At 32.3% G+C, this 18119-nt stretch carries 18 protein-coding genes and 1 other RNA gene; 6 read left to right on the top strand and 13 right to left on the bottom strand.

Annotation, left to right across the window (positions count from 1 at the left end):
- Positions 1 to 259: 259 nt before the first annotated feature.
- The 7 genes from E0I61_RS12480 to pyrR all read right to left on the bottom strand — a co-directional run bounded on the left by E0I61_RS12480 (position 260) and on the right by pyrR (position 5718).
- A complete protein-coding gene (locus E0I61_RS12480; protein WP_131995023.1) occupies positions 260 to 763 on the bottom strand; it encodes a CAP domain-containing protein in 504 nt (167 codons plus the stop codon).
- Positions 764 to 1185: 422 nt separating this feature from the next.
- Positions 1186 to 1677 carry a CAP domain-containing protein gene (locus E0I61_RS12475; protein ID WP_131995580.1) on the bottom strand — a complete coding sequence of 164 codons (492 nt, stop codon included), beginning with the start codon at positions 1675 to 1677 and terminating at the stop codon, positions 1186 to 1188.
- A gap of 172 nt (positions 1678 to 1849) precedes the next feature.
- On the bottom strand, positions 1850 to 2494 hold the full coding sequence (gene pdxH / locus E0I61_RS12470; RefSeq protein WP_132071779.1) for a pyridoxamine 5'-phosphate oxidase: 645 nt from the start codon (positions 2492 to 2494) through the stop codon (positions 1850 to 1852).
- Positions 2495 to 2595: 101 nt separating this feature from the next.
- Complete coding sequence (locus tag E0I61_RS12465) at positions 2596 to 3501, bottom strand: ribonuclease Z (protein WP_132071777.1); 906 nt, start codon at positions 3499 to 3501, stop codon at positions 2596 to 2598.
- A gap of 294 nt (positions 3502 to 3795) precedes the next feature.
- Positions 3796 to 4128: a ribonuclease Z gene (locus E0I61_RS12460; protein WP_131995032.1), complete on the bottom strand. Its 333-nt coding sequence runs from the start codon at positions 4126 to 4128 to the stop codon at positions 3796 to 3798.
- Positions 4129 to 4199: 71 nt separating this feature from the next.
- Complete coding sequence (locus E0I61_RS12455; RefSeq protein WP_131915943.1) at positions 4200 to 5126, bottom strand: aspartate carbamoyltransferase catalytic subunit; 927 nt, start codon at positions 5124 to 5126, stop codon at positions 4200 to 4202.
- Between the two features lie 52 nt (positions 5127 to 5178).
- Positions 5179 to 5718 (bottom strand): bifunctional pyr operon transcriptional regulator/uracil phosphoribosyltransferase PyrR, encoded by a 540-nt coding sequence (gene pyrR, locus E0I61_RS12450; protein WP_131995035.1) that lies wholly within the window; start codon positions 5716 to 5718, stop codon positions 5179 to 5181.
- Positions 5719 to 5932: 214 nt separating this feature from the next.
- On the opposite strand from pyrR, the gene E0I61_RS16335 reads away from it, so the two are divergent.
- Positions 5933 to 6106: a hypothetical protein gene (locus tag E0I61_RS16335; RefSeq protein WP_165930225.1), complete on the top strand. Its 174-nt coding sequence runs from the start codon at positions 5933 to 5935 to the stop codon at positions 6104 to 6106.
- 97 nt (positions 6107 to 6203) lie between these two features.
- On the opposite strand, the gene E0I61_RS12445 is transcribed toward E0I61_RS16335, so the two are convergent.
- On the bottom strand, positions 6204 to 7823 hold the full coding sequence (locus E0I61_RS12445) for an ABC-F family ATP-binding cassette domain-containing protein (protein ID WP_131995038.1): 1620 nt from the start codon (positions 7821 to 7823) through the stop codon (positions 6204 to 6206).
- A gap of 305 nt (positions 7824 to 8128) precedes the next feature.
- Complete coding sequence (gene nagB / locus E0I61_RS12440; RefSeq protein WP_132071776.1) at positions 8129 to 10066, bottom strand: glucosamine-6-phosphate deaminase; 1938 nt, start codon at positions 10064 to 10066, stop codon at positions 8129 to 8131.
- Between the two features lie 193 nt (positions 10067 to 10259).
- Here nagB and E0I61_RS12435 point away from each other — a divergent pair, with 193 nt between their 5' ends.
- The 3 genes from E0I61_RS12435 (at position 10260) to E0I61_RS12425 (ending at position 12773) form a co-directional block, all read left to right on the top strand.
- Positions 10260 to 10445, top strand: coding sequence for a hypothetical protein (locus tag E0I61_RS12435; protein ID WP_131995044.1), 186 nt, complete (start codon positions 10260 to 10262; stop codon positions 10443 to 10445).
- Positions 10435 to 11136, top strand: coding sequence for a LytR/AlgR family response regulator transcription factor (locus tag E0I61_RS12430; RefSeq protein WP_132071775.1), 702 nt, complete (start codon positions 10435 to 10437; stop codon positions 11134 to 11136). Before E0I61_RS12435 ends, E0I61_RS12430 begins: the two co-directional genes overlap by 11 nt.
- A 197-nt stretch (positions 11137 to 11333) precedes the next feature.
- The gene (locus tag E0I61_RS12425; protein ID WP_132071773.1) at positions 11334 to 12773 is read left to right on the top strand and encodes an MFS transporter; all 1440 of its coding nucleotides are present in this window, start codon (positions 11334 to 11336) and stop codon (positions 12771 to 12773) included.
- Positions 12774 to 12935: 162 nt separating this feature from the next.
- Here E0I61_RS12425 and fsa read toward each other — a convergent pair whose 3' ends face one another.
- The 3 genes from fsa to ffs form a co-directional block, all read right to left on the bottom strand.
- Positions 12936 to 13592, bottom strand: a complete 657-nt coding sequence (gene fsa / locus E0I61_RS12420; RefSeq protein WP_066078774.1) for a fructose-6-phosphate aldolase — start codon at positions 13590 to 13592, stop codon at positions 12936 to 12938.
- A 154-nt stretch (positions 13593 to 13746) separates the two neighbouring features.
- Positions 13747 to 14550: an SDR family oxidoreductase gene (locus E0I61_RS12415; protein ID WP_132071771.1), complete on the bottom strand. Its 804-nt coding sequence runs from the start codon at positions 14548 to 14550 to the stop codon at positions 13747 to 13749.
- Positions 14551 to 14629: 79 nt separating this feature from the next.
- Positions 14630 to 14727, bottom strand: an RNA gene (gene ffs, locus E0I61_RS12410) — signal recognition particle sRNA small type.
- 88 nt (positions 14728 to 14815) lie between these two features.
- Between ffs and E0I61_RS12405 the strand changes: the two genes are divergently transcribed.
- The gene (locus E0I61_RS12405) at positions 14816 to 15865 is read left to right on the top strand and encodes a glutaminyl-peptide cyclotransferase (protein WP_132071769.1); all 1050 of its coding nucleotides are present in this window, start codon (positions 14816 to 14818) and stop codon (positions 15863 to 15865) included.
- 12 nt (positions 15866 to 15877) lie between these two features.
- Positions 15878 to 17116 (top strand): imidazolonepropionase, encoded by a 1239-nt coding sequence (gene hutI / locus E0I61_RS12400; protein WP_132071767.1) that lies wholly within the window; start codon positions 15878 to 15880, stop codon positions 17114 to 17116.
- Positions 17117 to 17166: 50 nt separating this feature from the next.
- Here the strand turns inward: hutI and E0I61_RS12395 are convergent, their stop codons facing one another.
- On the bottom strand, positions 17167 to 18051 hold the full coding sequence (locus tag E0I61_RS12395) for a hypothetical protein (protein ID WP_131995062.1): 885 nt from the start codon (positions 18049 to 18051) through the stop codon (positions 17167 to 17169).
- Positions 18052 to 18119: the final 68 nt, after the last annotated feature.

Raw genomic sequence — 18119 nt, 5'->3', positions numbered from 1 at the left:
ATTAACTATTGTCTGACAGCCTATTCATTTAATATAGCCATTTTTATGAAAAAGGATCTTTACACAAGTTAATTAAACACAAACTAATTTACACAATATAAGAAGTCCAATGAAATAATTTTCATTGGACTTCTCTATTCAAACAATCGTATTAAAATTATGTAACCGTTTATTAATTATCTCTTTAGATTCTGATATAAATATAAAAGGCTGTCTTTTGGGGAGAAGACAGCCTTTTAGTTTAAAAAACAAACTCAACTTATATTTTTGCAAAAATATTTGTGTAATACTTTTTACCAGTTGCAGGATTCTCTTTTATTGCAATTCCAAAATGAGTATGATCACCTTCGATGTTTGCTTTGTGACTAGGACTTGCTAACCAAGCCTCTAAAACTGCCTGGGGTGTATTATAATTGTAAGCAATATTTTCACTTACAGTTTTAGCACCTAAAATTTTAATGATGTTTTCAGATCGAGCTACAAAATCATTATGATTAACTACATTATTTGCGATCATGTAATTATCATGTTCTTCTGACTTGTAAGACATGTGATTAATTTTTTCCAAAGGTTTTAATCCAACACTAATTCTGTGTTTATTAATCAAAGCCATTGTTTCTAATTCAATAGAATTATAAGAATAACTTACTACTTTTTGTGCAGATGCTTCAGTAGTCTGAGAATTAGAATCATCGGATGAGCAGGAATTCATAGTGCAAATCACAGTAACGAGCAATAATGCACGAAGTATTTTTATCTTCATAATATAGTAGTTTAAGTTTAAAGGAGATTGTGGGGCAAACTTCTTTAACAAATAAATTAAATGTTCTTATTTCTTATTCAAACATACATTTTTTATCGTTAAAATACCAAAAATAATCGACGAAATACATAATAAAAACAATTTTACATATACATTTCTTACATTATGATAACAAGCGATCGATTTTCCAAGAGAAATTTTCTTGACTAGAATATATAAAAATAATATCAACTCAACAGATTTCGATAATTTATAACAATTGCTTTTTAATTAATGTTTAAAAGCTTAAAGAAACAGTCGTTTATGGCTGTTTCTTTAAGCTTTTCATTATATAGATAATTATTTAAAAGTTTAATAACTATTCTAAAAATACAAGTAATTTACTTTAGGCAAAGTAGCTTCGAAATTCTAAAAAAATCTAATTATATTCTTGCAAAGATATTTGTATAATATTTTTTCCCGGCTGAATCCACTCGTATTGAAATTCCAAAATGAGTAAAATCACCTTCAATATTTGCCTTATGGCCAGAACTAGCCAACCAGCCATTAAAAACAGCCTGAGCTGTACTGTAATTAAAAGCGACATTCTCTCCTACACTTTTAGCTCTTAAAACATTCATAATATCTTGGGAACGTGCATCAAAACCAGCATGATTTAATACATTATTGACTATCATATAGTTGTCATGCTCTTGCGCTTTATTAGATATATAGTCTGTTTTTAATAACGTTTTTAACCCAATACGAACTCTATAAGCATTTATCAAATTCAAAGTTTCTGTTTCAATAGCGTTATAGGTATATGTTCTGGCATCCGTTGCAGGCGGTACCACATTTGAAACTGGTGGTGTCGGTGTTGGAGAAGTAACTGTTGTTGGTTCTACAGGAACAGCTTCAGTAGAACAGGAATTCATTGTTAATAGCACAATAATGAACAAACGTGCTCTAAAAAAATTTAATTTCAAAATAATAGTAGTTTAAGTTTAAAATATATCGTCTGCAAACTTACAGGATATAATACCTAACTACAACACAAAAAACCGTTAAAACACACATTATTAACTATTTACAAAGCTATTTCTTACTTTACGGAGATAGTCGTTCAATTTTCCAAGAAAAATCATCTTGATTACTATATCGAATTCTGTCATGTAATCTATTAGGCCTTCCTTGCCAAAATTCTACCTCTAAAGGAGTTACCAGAAATCCTCCCCAATACTTCGGTCTTGGAATTACGATACCGTCAAAATCCTTTTCTAACTCTTTTAAATTTTCTTCTAAATATTCACGAGAAGGTACCACTTCACTTTGGTTAGAAACGATTGCTCCTAATTTACTTCCGTCAGGTCTGGATTCAAAATAATTATCTGAAATAGTTTCTGTCGTTTTATGGGCAATCCCTTTTATAATAACCTGACGCTCCATAGTGTGCCAAAAAAAAGAAAGACATATTTTAGGATTTTCGGCAATAGCCCTACCCTTTTCTGAATTATAATTGGTATAAAAAATAAATCCTTCCTCATTAAATTTTTTCAACAAAACAACTCTAGCTTTTGGGAATCCATCTAAACCTATTGTAGATATCGTCATAGCGTTAACTTCGCTGTCGCCACCAAAATCCTCTACCTCATGAAACCACCTGTTAAAAAGATTTATTGGGTCTTCGGGAATATTTGATTCTAATAGTTCACTCTTTTCGTACGATTTTCTGTAATTACCTAAGTCTTTCATATTTTGATTTTTCGATGATTAGATTTTTCGATAATTAGATTCCTAACTATCTAAAAAATCTAAGTATCAATTTTACATTCTAAATAAATTAATCCTCTTTTTTAAAACTCAAAGCTTTTTCCATCATCAGCCAAAAGCACTTCTGGAAAAACAGTTTCGGCTTCTTCTTTAAAAAGTTCAATATTTTCATATCGAGTTGAATAATGTCCTAAAATTAATTGCTGTGCATTAGCTTTCAAAGCAATTGTAGCCGCTTCTTTTGCAGTGGAATGGAATGTCTTTTTAGCTAAATTTTCTTCTGATTGCAGGAAAGTTGATTCATGGTATAAAACATCAGTATTTTCAATAACTGGAATCATAGCTTCATTATATGCAGTATCAGAGCAAAAAGCATAATTTTTTGCCGGAATAGGATCAAATGTTAATTTGTCATTTTCAATAACTCGCCCGTCTTCCAAAGTAATGTCTTTTCCGTTTTTTATTTTTTGATAATAACAGGTATCGATTTCATAATTTTGAACGGCATCCAAATTAAGTTTTCTCTCCGCAGTTTTTTCTTGGAATAAAAACCCATTTGTATAAACACGGTGTTTTAAAGGAATGGTTTTTACCAAAACCTTTTCATCCTCAAAAATGACTTCACTGTCATTGGATTCCAGTTCATGAAAAAACAAACCATAATTAGTCCAAGAATTAGATAATCTCAATTGCAACTTGATGATTTCTTGGATTCCCTTTGGACCATAAATATGCAAATCAGTGGTTCTATTCAGTAAAGTAAAAGTAGATACTAAACCTATTAATCCAAAAAAATGGTCTCCATGTAAATGAGAAATGAAGATATGATTTATCTTAGAAAATCGGATTTTATTTTTTCGCAACTGCACTTGGGTTCCTTCTGCGCAATCAATCAGGAAAATTCTGTTTTTTATTTCTAAAATCTGGGAAGTAGGATTCGTAAAAGTTCGGGGTGTTGCTGCATAGCAACCAAGGATTGTTAGTTTCAATTTTTAATTTCAATTTAAAGTTAGGATAGAAATAAAAATTGAACATTCACATTTCGTTATTTATAACTAAATTATAAACTATCAATATTCTTTTCCTTGTTGTATTTTCTGATTTGTAGCGCCATAGAAACCGCTAATAATAAATTGGCAACTATTCCCCAACAGCTACTTGAATTGCTATTAATGATTACATTATTTAGATTAACACACAGTAAAACCAAAAAACATATTAATAAAATAATTCTAAAAATAGGTACTCTTTTTTTGTTGCTATAAAAATCCATCAAAATATTTTTAAAAGCCTAAATCTCTTTCAATCTCTTCCATTTCTATAATATCATGTGCTTCTAATAAAGAAGGAACAACAGTCAATTTCTCAGGAACTGCATTGTAATCAAATTCCGAAGTAACTATAACAAATGATTTTTTAGCTTTTTTATGAAGTTTTGATAAAGGCATAAATAATTTTACGTTACCCGCAGATAAATCTTTGTACAACAAAAGATCTATAATTAAATTATGTTTTTCAAATGTTTTATATTGATGCGTAACCTTCATTAAAAAAGAGGTAAAATCACCTTGCGTGTCTCTAATACTTATTGTGTGTCCTTTTTGATCTACTTTCATCTTTTTAATTTCTAAGTCTACTCAAGGCAGAGAAGTTTATAAACAACTAATTTACAAAGTTTTGTGCTAAATTATTGAATTTTTGATGCCAAAAGATAAATAACCGCCATTCTAATTGCCACACCATTTTCGACTTGGTTTAAAATCACCGATTGATGTGAATCAGCCACCTCACTGGTAATTTCGACACCACGGTTGATCGGTCCAGGATGCATAATTATAATTTCTTTATTTAGGGAATCCAAAAGTGTTTTATCAACTCCATATTGTTGAGCGTATTCTCTTGTTGACGGGAAATAATTCACATCCATTCTTTCGTTTTGCACGCGTAACATATTCGCCACATCACACCATTCAAGGGCTTTTCTTAAATCAGGCTCTACCGTTACACCAAGGGATTCAATATATCTGGGAATAAGCGTTTTAGGCCCGCAAACTTTCACCTCTGCTCCCTGCATTTGTAACGCATAAATATTCGATAAGGCAACTCTGGAGTGCAAAACATCACCTACAATCACTACTTTTTTTCCAGCCACTTCGCCAAGTTTTTCTCTAATTGAATAACTGTCTAATAAGGCTTGTGTAGGATGCTCGTGGGCACCATCTCCTGCGTTTACAATACTGGCTTTTACATTTTTAGACAGGAAATATGCAGCTCCGGGATTAGCATGCCGCATAACCACCATATCTACTTTCATCGAAAGTATATTATTAACAGTATCAATTAATGTTTCTCCTTTTTTTACGGAAGATTGTGCCGCCGAAAAACTAATAACATCAGCCGATAAACGTTTCTGTGCTAATTCAAAAGAGAGTTTTGTTCGGGTACTGTTTTCGAAAAAAATATTGGCAATAGTAATATCTCGTAAGGAAGGTACTTTCTTAATTGGTCGATTGATAACTTCTTTAAAATGATCGGCTGTTTCAAAAATTAGGTCAATATCATTCTTGTTGATGTATTTTATTCCTAATAAATGATTTACGCTTAATTCTTTCATTTCTTTTTACGATTATTAGTTTTTAATGTTAGACTTTGAAACAAATTAGTATCTAACTTGTAATTAAATATACACCATCTTCACCTTCATTTTCTTTCCAACTCACTTTAACTTTTTCGTTATTTATAGCATCTACCTGTCTTCCGCGATAATCGGGTTGTATTGGTAAATTACGGCTAAAACGTCTGTCAATCAAAACTAGAAGTTCAATTTCTGATGGTCTTCCAAAAGATTGAATGGCTGTCAAAGCGGAACGAATGCTTCGGCCGGTAAATAAAACATCATCAATGAAAATAACTTTTTTGTTTTCAACGATAAAATTAATCTTGGTTTTATTTGCTTCTAATGGCTTCTCAGTTCTTCGAAAATCATCTCTGAAAAAGGTAATATCCAAATAGCCCAACTGAATTTCAGGTGTTTGGTATTCTTTTTCTAATATTTCTTTCAACCGTTCTGCTAAAAAAACACCTCTTGGTTGAATACCTACAAAAATTGTGTCTGAAAAATCTAAGTGTTTTTCAATTAATTGACAGGCCAAACGATGTAATATGATAGTAACTTCTTTTGCAGTAAGTAATACTTTTTGACTCATTGTAAAGTGTGTTGTTTGGTTTTGCAAATATACGAATTCCGATTTATGATTTTATAATTAAAAAGAGAGAAAATGATAATACCAATACTCTATAATAAAATCCAAATATATATTATTTTTTATTAAAATTAATTTTACAAAAAACAATACAAATTATATAACAAACAAGCTTTACTATTTAGTAATTTTATATTTCAAATTAAAGATAAAAATCATGCAAAAAAAACTAACCAGATTGTTAATGCTTTTAGTAGTATTACTATCGTTTACAAGTTGTTCAATTATAGAAGGTATATTTAAAGCGGGAGTTGGTGTCGGTATTTTTATTGTGGTTGCAGTACTAGCCATCATTGCTTTTATTGTAAGTAAAATTTTCGGAAAGAAATAATTGAAGATTATTTAAAGTCTGACTCTATTTAAAACATATTTAAACAAAAAACTCCTGCAATTGCAGGAGTTTTAAATCAATGTTTTAAAACTGCTTTTTAAACAGTATACATCTTAGCTCTCAATTCTTGTACTTTTTCATCATCAAGATAATCATCAAATGTCATGTAACGGTCAATCGCACCATTTGGTGTCAATTCGATAACTCTATTACCAACCGTTTGGGCAAACTCATGATCATGTGTGGTAAAAATTACAGAACCTTTGTAGTTTTTTAATGAGTTGTTAAACGCTGTAATCGATTCCAAATCTAAGTGATTTGTTGGTTCATCAAGCATTAAAACGTTGGCTCTTTCCATCATCATTCGAGACAACATACAACGTACTTTTTCTCCTCCTGATAAAACGTTACAAGTTTTCAAAGCTTCTTCTCCGGAAAAAATCATTTTCCCAAGAAAGCTACGAATATTTACTTCATCACGTTCCTCTTCAGTTTTTACCCATTGACGCAACCAATCTACAAGAGAATAATCGTTTTCGAAAAACGAATGGTTATCTCCAGGCAAATAGGCTTGATTGGTTGTAACACCCCAATCGTAAGTACCTGAATCGGCTTTTTGGTTTCCGTTTAAAATTTCGTAAAAAGCAGTAGTTGCACGAGAATCTTTAGAAAAAAGCACAATTTTATCGCCTTTGGCCATATTCAAGTCTACTCCTTTAAAAAGTATATCTCCATCTACAGAAGCGCTTAAATCCTGTACATTCAAAATCTGATCTCCTGCTTCACGCTCTTGATCAAAAATAATCGCTGGATAACGACGGCTTGATGGTTTTATCTCAGAAATATTCAACTTGCTAATCATTTTTTTACGGGAAGTAGCTTGTTTTGATTTGGCTACATTCGCACTAAAACGACGAATAAATTCTTCTAATTCTTGTTTCTTTTCTTCGGCTTTCTTATTTTGTTGTGCACGTTGCTTAGCCGCTAATTGGCTTGATTCATACCAAAAAGTATAATTTCCTGAATAATGATTTATTTTACTGAAATCAATATCCGAAATATGAGTACAAACTGAATCCAAGAAGTGTCTATCGTGAGAAACTACAATTACGGTATTCTCATAATTTGCCAAGAAATTCTCTAACCAAGCGATGGTTTCAAAATCCAAATCATTAGTAGGCTCATCCATAATAAGTAAATCAGGATTTCCAAAAAGTGCTTGCGCCAAAAGGACACGAACTTTTATTTTACCCTCTAAATCACCCATCAACGTATAATGATTGTCTTCTGTAATCCCAAGATTGGACAACATTGATGCAGCATCAGAATCAGCATTCCAACCATTCATTTCTTCAAATTGTACTTGTAACTCTCCTATTCTGTCTGCATTTGAATCATTGTAATCTAAATACAAAGCATCCATTTCTTTTTTGATCGCATACAAGGTTTTATTCCCCATCATCACGGTCTCAAGAACGGTACTTTCATCAAACATATTATGGTTTTGGTTCAAAACCGACATACGTTTTCCTGGTTCCAAATGAATATGTCCCGATGTTGGATCCATTTCACCTGCAATTATTTTAAGAAAAGTAGATTTCCCAGCGCCATTGGCTCCGATAACTCCATAGATATTACCGTGTGTGAAGGTAGTATTTACTTCGTCAAACAAAATTCGTTTGCCAAACTGAACTGATAAATTATTTACTGTTAACATGAATATTTATTTTATAAAATTTTTGCAAAAATACGAAAAAAATACTGATTTTTTTTATCCAAAAAAAGTACATTTTTATGAATTGTATTTAGCTTATCATTAAAAGACTAATCAAAAAAAAACCTGACACAAAATGTCAGGTTTATAATATCATTTTCTTTTAAACAAACCATTTGATGAATTGTAAAAAAAAAACTAATATTTATTCAAAATAGAAGGGATTAAAATATAAATAACCAAACTCAATTTTAATAATTGCCTTTCACACTTTGAATTTATTTTCTATACATTCTTGCTTTTATTTTTTAATAGTCAAAACGTTTAAAAGCTTCGATAGCTTCATATTCTGCAAGACCAAGATTATCGTATAATTTAGCGGTATTTTTATTTCGGTCTTCAGCCCTAACCCAGAATTCTCTTGAATCATTTCCTTGAAACATCACTCTGTCTTTTTGAGATTGGTGGTATAAAATAGCATGTCTTTTCAACAAGACCTCATCCGGGCTTAACGGCACAGCCATATCAATTTCGTGAATATCCCACTCATGCCAAGCGCCTCTATACAACCATAACCAGCAATCATTCATATACGGCTCTGGTTTCAATTCTTTCATGGCTGCGAAAATGGCATTAAGACACACCTCGTGAGTTCCATGTGGATCAGCAAGATCACCTGCAGCGAAAACCTGATGTGGTTTTATTTTTGCAATTATATCTTTTACGATGGCGATATCTTCAGATCCTAACGGATTTTTCTTTATTTGTCCTGTTTCGTAAAAAGGAAGATCTAAAAAGTGAGTATATTCATCTTTTAGTCCAATATATCTTGTTGCGGCATAAGATTCACGACGTCTGATAAGTCCTTTCAATTTTCGAACATCCAGAGAATCAATTTGATTTTCTGTTTTATTATTTATGAAATCTATTACAGCAGGAAAATCAATATTACAATCTGTTTTGCCAATAAAATCGTTGCAAACTTCGGCAAATTTAAGTGCCTCATCATCCGTAACGGCTATATTACCTGATGTTTGGTACACAACATGAACATCGTGTCCTTGCTTTATTAATTTTGAAAAAGTTCCTCCCATAGAAATTACGTCATCATCTGGGTGTGGACTAAAAAGAATAATTCTTTTTTTGGCAGGATTGGCTCTTTCAGGCCTATTGGAATCATCTGTATTTGGCTTTCCACCTGGCCATCCCGTAATGGTATGCTGTAATACGTTGAACATATTAATGTTCAAATCGTAGGCAGAACCTTCTTGCGCCAAAAGATCTGACATTCCGTTATTATTGTAATCTCTATCGGTCAATTTTAAAATCGACTGATTTGTTTCTTGACATAACCAAACAATGGCTTTACTTTTTAATTCTTGCGTCCAAATACATTCTCCAACCAACCATGGAGTTTTAAATCGTGTCAACTCTGAAGCTGCGGATTGGTCTAATACAAAGGTGGCATTAGCGTGATTTTGCAAAAATGTAGCAGGAACTTCAGAGCTTATTTCGCCTTGAATGGTTCTCTTTATAATTTCAGCTTTATTTTGTCCCCATGCCATCAAAACAATTCTTTTAGATCGCAAGATTGTAGACACGCCCATTGTGATTGCTCTTTTCGGTACGTTATCGATACCATTAAAGTCAGACGAAGCATCGACTCTGGTAATATGATCCAAAGTAATAATTCGAGTTCCTGAATTGATATGAGAACCTGGCTCATTGAAACCTACGTGACCAGTACGCCCTATTCCTAATAGTTGAAAATCAAGACCGCCAGAATTCCTAATATTCATTTCATAATCAACACAATACTGATTCAAATCTTCGATAGCTACAGTTCCATCGGGAATGTTTACATTTTCAGGTTTTATATCAATATGATTAAACAAATGCTGATGCATGAAGTAATGGTAACTCTGATTGTTCTCTTTAGTCATTGGATAATATTCATCCAAATTAAAAGTGACTACGTTACTAAAACTAAGGCCTTCCTCTTTATGCATACGTACTAATTCTTCGTACACTTTTACAGGGGAAGAGCCTGTAGCCAAACCAAGAACACAAGGTTTATTTTTTTCTTGCTTAGATTTGATTAATTGCGCTATTTCTTGAGCAACAATTTTTGAAGCTTCTACCGAGTTTTTGAAAATTTCATTATGAATTTTTTCAAATCTAGTATCTTCAAATTTACCCACACTTTTATAACTAATGTCTGGTTTAATTTCTAAAGCATTTTTCATATTTATTTTTTTTATTCGATTTACTTACTCTGTTGATATTACTTGTTTCACAAATGCAACCTATTGATTTCATCTTTAACTAAATGTTTAAGATATGTTGACTATCATAACTTAATCTCGGTATAAAACTACCTAAAACGTTTTTTTTGAAAAAATAAAATATACCAACAGTCAAAAAATTTAAACAAACGACATGATTTATTCAATAATGCGTTTCGAGAAAAACAAAACTTGCTTTTATAATCTCAATTATAAAGTTGTTGATCACGCTATATTGCAATTCGAAATATTAAATAATTTTGTACTTTCACCAACTATAAAAGTAAAGTCCAATTATTATATCATCCGTTTGCAAATACCTATTGAAAATGAAGATTAAATGTGTTTTGATTGATGATGAAACGCTAGCTACAAAAGTCCTGTTAAATTATTTTACTAATTTTTCAGACTTTGAAATTGTAGGAACATTTTACAATCCTATAGAAGCACTGGAGTTTATAAATAATAACACTATTGATGTTGTATTTTTAGATATACACATGCCAGTCATGACTGGGTTTGAATTGATTAAATTAATTGAATATAAAACTAAAATCGTCATTACTACCGCTTTTAGGGAGTTTGCAGCCGAAAGCTATGAACTGGATGTTTTAGACTATCTGGTAAAACCCATAGCGTTACCCCGATTTATTAAATGCATTCATAAAATTGAAGCCGAATTCAATTTAAAAAACAACCTCAAAATTGAAAGCCATCGAATCGAACCCTATATTTTTATCAAAGTAGATAAAAAAATGATTAAAATCACTCTGGATGAAATCCTGTTTATCGAAGGAATGAAAGAATACATAAAAGTCATAACTACTGACAAAACCTATATCACACTTAAATCATTAACCTCATTATCCGAAGAATTGCCTTTGGATCGATTTATGAGAATTCATAAATCGTATACTATCGCGATTGATAAAGTAAAATCTATAGAGGGAAATCGAATTCAAATACTTTCATATACCCTACCCATTGGGCGAAATTACAGTAAAGAGGTGAAAAGTAAAATATTAGAATAAATTCTTTACAAATACTTTATTCAAAATAAGAAAAAAACAAAAAAAATACACATTTTTCTGTAAACATTAGTTATTCTATAATTCTAACAATATTTATTCCTTTTAATTTTTTTTTAATTTACTTAACAAATATATTTACGGTCTTTAATAATTTTTTAAGAAATAATAACTAAAAAAAATCTAATTAATTTACAATTATGAATACAGAAAATTTACAGACCAAATGGGGACAATTTATTCCATTAGCGATAGTGTTCTTCTTTTGGGGATTTGTAGCGGCAAGTAATGACATTTTAATACCTGTTTTTAAAACTGCTTTTAACTTATCACAAGGAGAAAGTCAATTAGTATCTCTTGCTTTTTACATTGCTTACACTGTAGGTTCCTTGATATATATGGGAATTTCCTATTTAATAAAAGAAGATTTAGTAAACAAAATAGGGTATAAAAATGGTTTGTCATTAGGACTGGCTATTTCTGCTTTGGGTACATTACTGTTTTATCCAGCAGCAAACACAGGTTCTTTTCCATTAATGTTATCTGGCTTATTTATAGTGGCACTAGGATTTTCTTTACAGCAAACTGTAGCCAATCCATTAGCTATTGCATTAGGACCTATTGCAACTGGTTCTCAACGTTTGACTATGGCTGGTGGAATTAATAATCTTGGAACTACAATTGGCCCCTTAATTGTGAGTTTTGCAATATTTGGTTCTAATACAGGTGGTACATCAATAATGAGTATCGAAAGTGTCAAAATTCCTTATTTAGTATTAGGATTGGCTTTCTTACTTGTAGCGATATTATTAAAATTTTCTTCTTTACCGGACAAACCAGCATTGGTTGTTGAAGCTGAGAATAACGAAGGTGGAATTGCAAAAAAATCAGCTTTACAATATCCACAATTAGTTATGGGAATGATTGCTATATTTTTATATGTAGGAGTTGAAGTTTCTACGGCAAGTAATCTTCCTGCTTATATGGAAAGTAAACTAGGATTTTTGACCCAAGATGTAGCTCCTTATATTTCTTTGTATTGGGCCAGTTTAATGATTGGTCGTTGGACTGGAGCCGTTGAAGCCTTTACAAACGACATGAGTTTACAAAAAATACTTCGTTTTATTGCGCCTTATTTGGCATTTGGGGTTTTCTTAGCAGTTAATGCAATAGCAAAACACGACCTAACTCCTTTCTATATCTACGGATTAGTTATTCTAGTATTAATTGCAGCCGATATTGCCAGTAAAGGAAATCCAGCAAGAATGTTACTTATCTTTTCAGTTTTAGGAATCATTGCTCTTTTAATAGGAATGACTACAAGTGGAATGGTAAGTGTATATGCATTTACAAGTGTTGGTTTATTTTGTAGTACACTTTGGCCTTGTATTTTTACTTTAGCGGTTAGCGGATTAGGAAAAAATACCAGTCAGGGAAGTAGTTTCTTAATTATGATGATTATGGGTGGAGGAGTTATCAGTTGGTTACAAGGATTTGTTTCTGAAAGCATCGGAATCCAAAGTAGCTATATAATTGGTGTACTTTGTTTTGCTTACTTGGCTTTTTACGCTTGGAAAGTAAGCGGAATTCTTAAATTACAAGGAATCAGTTTTGATAAAAAAATATCCGGAGGACATTAAGATTAATGATTTTAGATTAACGATTGTTATGCTATCTAATTACAAAGCATTCTTAAATTACTAAATACCGAAACAAAAAAACTCCCATTTTGCTAAGCATAATGGGAGTTTTTATTTATACCGGAATCTAAAATCAGAAATCGTTAATCTGCAATCTCAAATCTATTTATTTCCTTTCTCGAAATCAGCAACAAACTGTGCCAATCCAATATCAGTCAATGGGTGTTTCAGCAAACCGTAAATTGCAGACAATGGTCCAGTCATAACATCAGCACCAATTTTTGCACAGTTTACAATGTGCATCGTGTGACGAACTGAAGCTGCAAGAATTTGAGTTTCATAACCGTAGTTATCATAAATCAATCTGATTTCTTCAATCAAAGCTAAACCGTCTGTAGATACATCATCCAAACGACCAATAAACGGAGAAACATAAGTAGCACCCGCTTTTGCAGCCAATAAAGCCTGACCAGCAGAGAATACTAAAGTCACATTTGTTTTAATTCCTTTATCAGAGAAATATTTAGCAGCCATGACACCTTCTTTAGTCATAGGTAATTTTACTACGATTTGCTCGTGTAAATCAGCTAATTCCTCTCCTTCTTTAACCATTCCGTCGTAATCCAAAGCATTCACTTCAGCACTTACATCACCATCAACAAGGTTGCAAATATCAACATAATGCTTCAAAATGCTATTTTTACCTGTGATTCCTTCTTTTGCCATCAATGATGGATTAGTTGTAACACCATCCAAAACGCCTAATGCCTGTGCTTCTTTAATTTGAGCTAAATTAGCAGTGTCAATAAAAAACTTCATAATATATCTATTTAATTGTGTGTTTTATAATTTGGGCATGACCCTTCGTGAAAAACTTCGGGTCGGGCTTTACGCTATAATCTTTTACTTTTTAAAGAAAAAAGTAAAAGGATTTTCACTGCAATCCCTCATGCTCCTAAAATTCGGTGCAAAATTACAACTTATAATGATTCATAAGCATTTTTTCATATACTTTATCCGGTAAAATTCTCTTCAATACAATCGAGAACTTTTGCATAAAAACACCCACTTTATAATGAATTTTAGGTTCAGGAGTTTGGATAATTTTATACACTGCTTCTGCCATTTCATTAGGATTACTGCCACTGTCGACATGCTCATCCATTGTTTTCAATGTATTTCCATAAGGACTTTCGTAAGCAGAACCTTTAATAACGGGAGCATGAAAACGTCCCGAAGCAATATTAGTCGCAAAATCACCCGGAGCCACATTTGTAATGTGAACGCCAAAGGATTTCACTTCCATGCGCAACGCTTCCGTTATGAGTTCAAGAGCACCTTTTGAAGCTGAATAAACACTACGGTATGGCAAACCCATATAACCCGCAATAGACGTAATATTGATAATCAATCCCGATTGTTGTGAACGCATTTGTGGCAACACCGCTTTCATCACTTCAATTGGACCGAAGAAATTAGTCTCAAAATTATTTTTGATTTCATGCATTGGAATTTCTTCCAGCGGTCCTGTAATTCCAACACCTGCATTATTGATTACAACATCCAATCTTCCTGAAATAGCAATTACTTTGGCTACAGCCATATGAATCGAATCCGTATCCCTGACATCTAAAGCGACCAATGGAAAAACCGAATTTAAAACTCGTTCCGGGTTTCTGCTTGTTCCATAAACAACAAAACCTTTTTTATGTAAAAACTCGCCAATAGATTTTCCTATTCCTGAGGAACCTCCTGTAATTAGAACTACTTTATTCATGATTATCGATGTTTGTTGTACGAAAGGTCCAAAAATAAAAAAATCCTCCCGAAGGAAGACTACTTTTGTAAGAAATAAAAAATGGCAAGCGACCTACATCGCACCGCTCAACCACGTACCCTTGCTATGTTCCCATCCTGGGGGAGTCTGCAGGAGCTGGTCGTGTAGGACTTGCCGGTGCAAATATACAAACTTTTTATATTTTTGCAAGTGCTTTGCACCTATTAAAATAACGTTGTATATTGGGGTATTCAAATTTTACACTATGAAAAATTATAACATACTATGTATCATTTTATTAGGAACCTTACTGGCTAATTGTGGAGATACAAAAAAAGGGGAAAATTCTTTATTTACCTTTGATAATTCTAAATTCAAGGAGCAATACCAACCTCAAGAAGCGATTGAACTAGGAATTTTAAACCCAAATTCGAAAACTGTTGACAGTATTATTTATTATGTAAACGACAAAAAGGTCGCTGCTAAAAAAAATATAGACAAACTAATTTTTGAACTGAAAGATCAAAAATTAGGATATCAAAACCTAAAGGCTTTAGTTTATTATGAGGGACAAAACTCAGAAGCTACCACAAGAGTAGAATTAGTTTCTAATATTCAGCCAAAATTATTAGAATATAAAATTGTAAATACGTATCCGCACGACACGGCTTCTTTCACCCAAGGTTTAGAATTCTACAAAGACACTTTATATGAAAGTACTGGACAAAATGGAACTTCTCATTTCCGAAAATACGATTATAAAACCGGAAAAGTCTTTGAACAAGTTGACTTAGATAAGGCTTATTTTGGAGAAGGAATTTCTATACTGAATGATAAAATATTTCAATTGACATGGACCGAAAAAACAGGTTTTATCTATAATGCAAACACTTTAAAACTTGAAAAAACCTTTACTTATGATAAAGATATTCAAGGCTGGGGATTGACAAATGACGGTAAATACTTATACCAATCAGATGGAACCGAAAAAATTTGGAAAATGGATCCGAAAACACTTAAAATAGTAGACAACATCAACGTTTATACAACTAGCACTAAAATAAAAAGTGTAAACGAGCTGGAGTGGATTAATGGTTTAATCTATGGTAACATTTGGCAAAAAGATGCAATTGCTATCATAAACCCTACAAATGGTGCAGTAGAAGCGGTATTAGATTTGTCTAGTTTAAGAAAATTAGTAAAAGTTACCGAAGACGACTTTTTAAACGGAATTGCCTACAACCCCAAAACAAAAACCATTTTTGTAACCGGTAAAAACTGGAATAAAATGTTTGAAATCAAAGTTTCAGAGTAATTATTATATAAAATGACAACGCTAATTATCAATATAAAAGAATTACTTCAGATTCGAGAAACAGCTATAGCTAAAGTTTCCGGTGCTGAAATGGCTATTCTTCCAACGATCAAAAATGCCTTTTTAGTAATTAAAGACAACTTAATTACTGATTTTGGTTCCATGGAAAATCTACCTGCAATACATGTTGATAAAAAGATTGATGCTACCGGAAAAATGGTTTTACCGTCTTGGTGCGACAGTCACACACATATTGTTTATGCCGGCAATCGCGAACAGGAATTTGTAGATCGAATCAATGGAATGACCTATGAAGAAATTGCTAATCGTGGCGGTGGGATCTTAAATTCAGCTAAAAAACTCAATGAATCCACTGAAGCCGAAATCTATGACCAATCCAAGACTAGACTGGAAGAAGTCATGCGTTTAGGAACTGGCGCCGTCGAAATTAAGTCGGGATATGGATTGACAATTGAAGGAGAACTAAAAATGCTTCGCGTGATTCAACGTTTAGCTCAAAACTATCCAATAACAATAAAAGCTACTTTTCTTGGCGCTCATGCTTTTCCATTGGAATATGCAACAAATCACGAAGGCTATATTGATTTAATCATCAACGAAATGCTTCCTGAAATTGCAAAATATAAACTGGCAGACTTCATCGATGCATTTTGTGAAACCGGTTATTTTACTGTTGATGAAACCCAACAAATCATGGAGGCTGGAATTAAATTTGGCTTAAAGCCAAAAATCCATGTCAATCAGTTCAACTCTATTGGAGGAATTCAAGCTGGAGTAAAGTACAATGCTCTTTCTGTTGACCATCTAGAAGTTATGAAAACAGAAGATATTGAAGCTTTAAAAAACACCGAAACAATGACAGTGGCGCTGCCTTCGTGTTCCTATTTTTTAAGTATTCCGTATACACCAGCACGAGAAATGATAACAGCCGGACTTCCTTTGGCTCTCGCAACCGATTACAATCCAGGTTCTACTCCATCAGGAAATATGAACTTTGTAGTGGCAACGGCTTGCATCAAAATGAAAATGACTCCCGAAGAAGCCATAAATGCCGCCACAATAAACGGAGCCTACGCAATGGGAATTTCAGAAACCCACGGAAGCATAACTGTTGGCAAAAAAGCAAATCTAATAATTACGAAACCCATTCCCTCTTACTATCAATTACCTTACGCTTTTGGCAGTAATCTAATTGACACTGTATTGATCGAAGGTGAAATTTTTGCATAAAAAAAGAGGAACATTACGTTCCTCTTTTTTTATGCTGTACTGAATTACTCTTATCTTAAAACAAAACTTGTTTTAGAAACCAATATATCTCTATCAAAAATATTGATAAAATACGTTCCTTTAGCAAAATCTTTTCCTTTTAAATCTTCCGAAACATTGATTGTTTTGTTTTCATATTTAACATTCGTTAAAAAACTGTATGTTAAAGTATTCTCACCAAAAGTCTCTGTTTTTTTATCACCTAAAACATTGTTTTTACTATCAATTACTTGAACATAATAGGTTTTATCACCAGATTTAGCAATTTGATTTTCAGCAATTGTAAAATTAACTCTAAGAACGTCAGCTCTGCTCGCTTTATCAGTTTCGATTTGTTTACCAGAACTTCTCAATTTAAAAGCAGATCCTCTAGTGTTTAGAACCGTCAATTTTGAACCAATTTCAACCGCTTTTGTCAATTCTTCATTTTGACCAGTTAATGCTTCAACATTCTTTTTAGTCTCTCCTAAAACTACAACCGTACTATCACGTTGCGTAGTTAAAGTTGTATTTTGTTTTTTCAACCCATCATTCTCAGCCATTAAAACCCTCATGTTTCCTTGCAAAGCATTGAATTGGGTTTTGTATTTTGATAATGAAGCTACATCGCCTTTCGATTTACTTAAATCGCCCATTAAGTTCACCACTTTATCTCTTTCTTGAATTAACTCATCAGACATTGATGTGTTTTCTGCAATTGCAGCATCATACGTTGATTTTAATTCTTGTAAATCTTTCATAACTGATTCCTTTTCAGTCAATGTAGTTTTCAATTCTGTTTTTACGATCTCTGTGTCTGAAGTCATTTTAAAAATATAAACTAAACTTCCCACTAATAAAATAGCTAATACTGCTATAACCGCTTTAAGACTTGAACTGCTTTTTTGATTTTCCATCTTTTTAATTTAATTTATTTTATTTTACAAATTTAACAATATATAACCACGTAATAACGTAAGTTAAT

This window comes from Flavobacterium ranwuense (assembly GCF_004349315.1).
Taxonomy (GTDB): domain Bacteria; phylum Bacteroidota; class Bacteroidia; order Flavobacteriales; family Flavobacteriaceae; genus Flavobacterium; species Flavobacterium ranwuense.
Note: the sequence above shows the minus strand (reverse complement) of the source record. Positions and strands in the feature narration are given on the sequence as shown.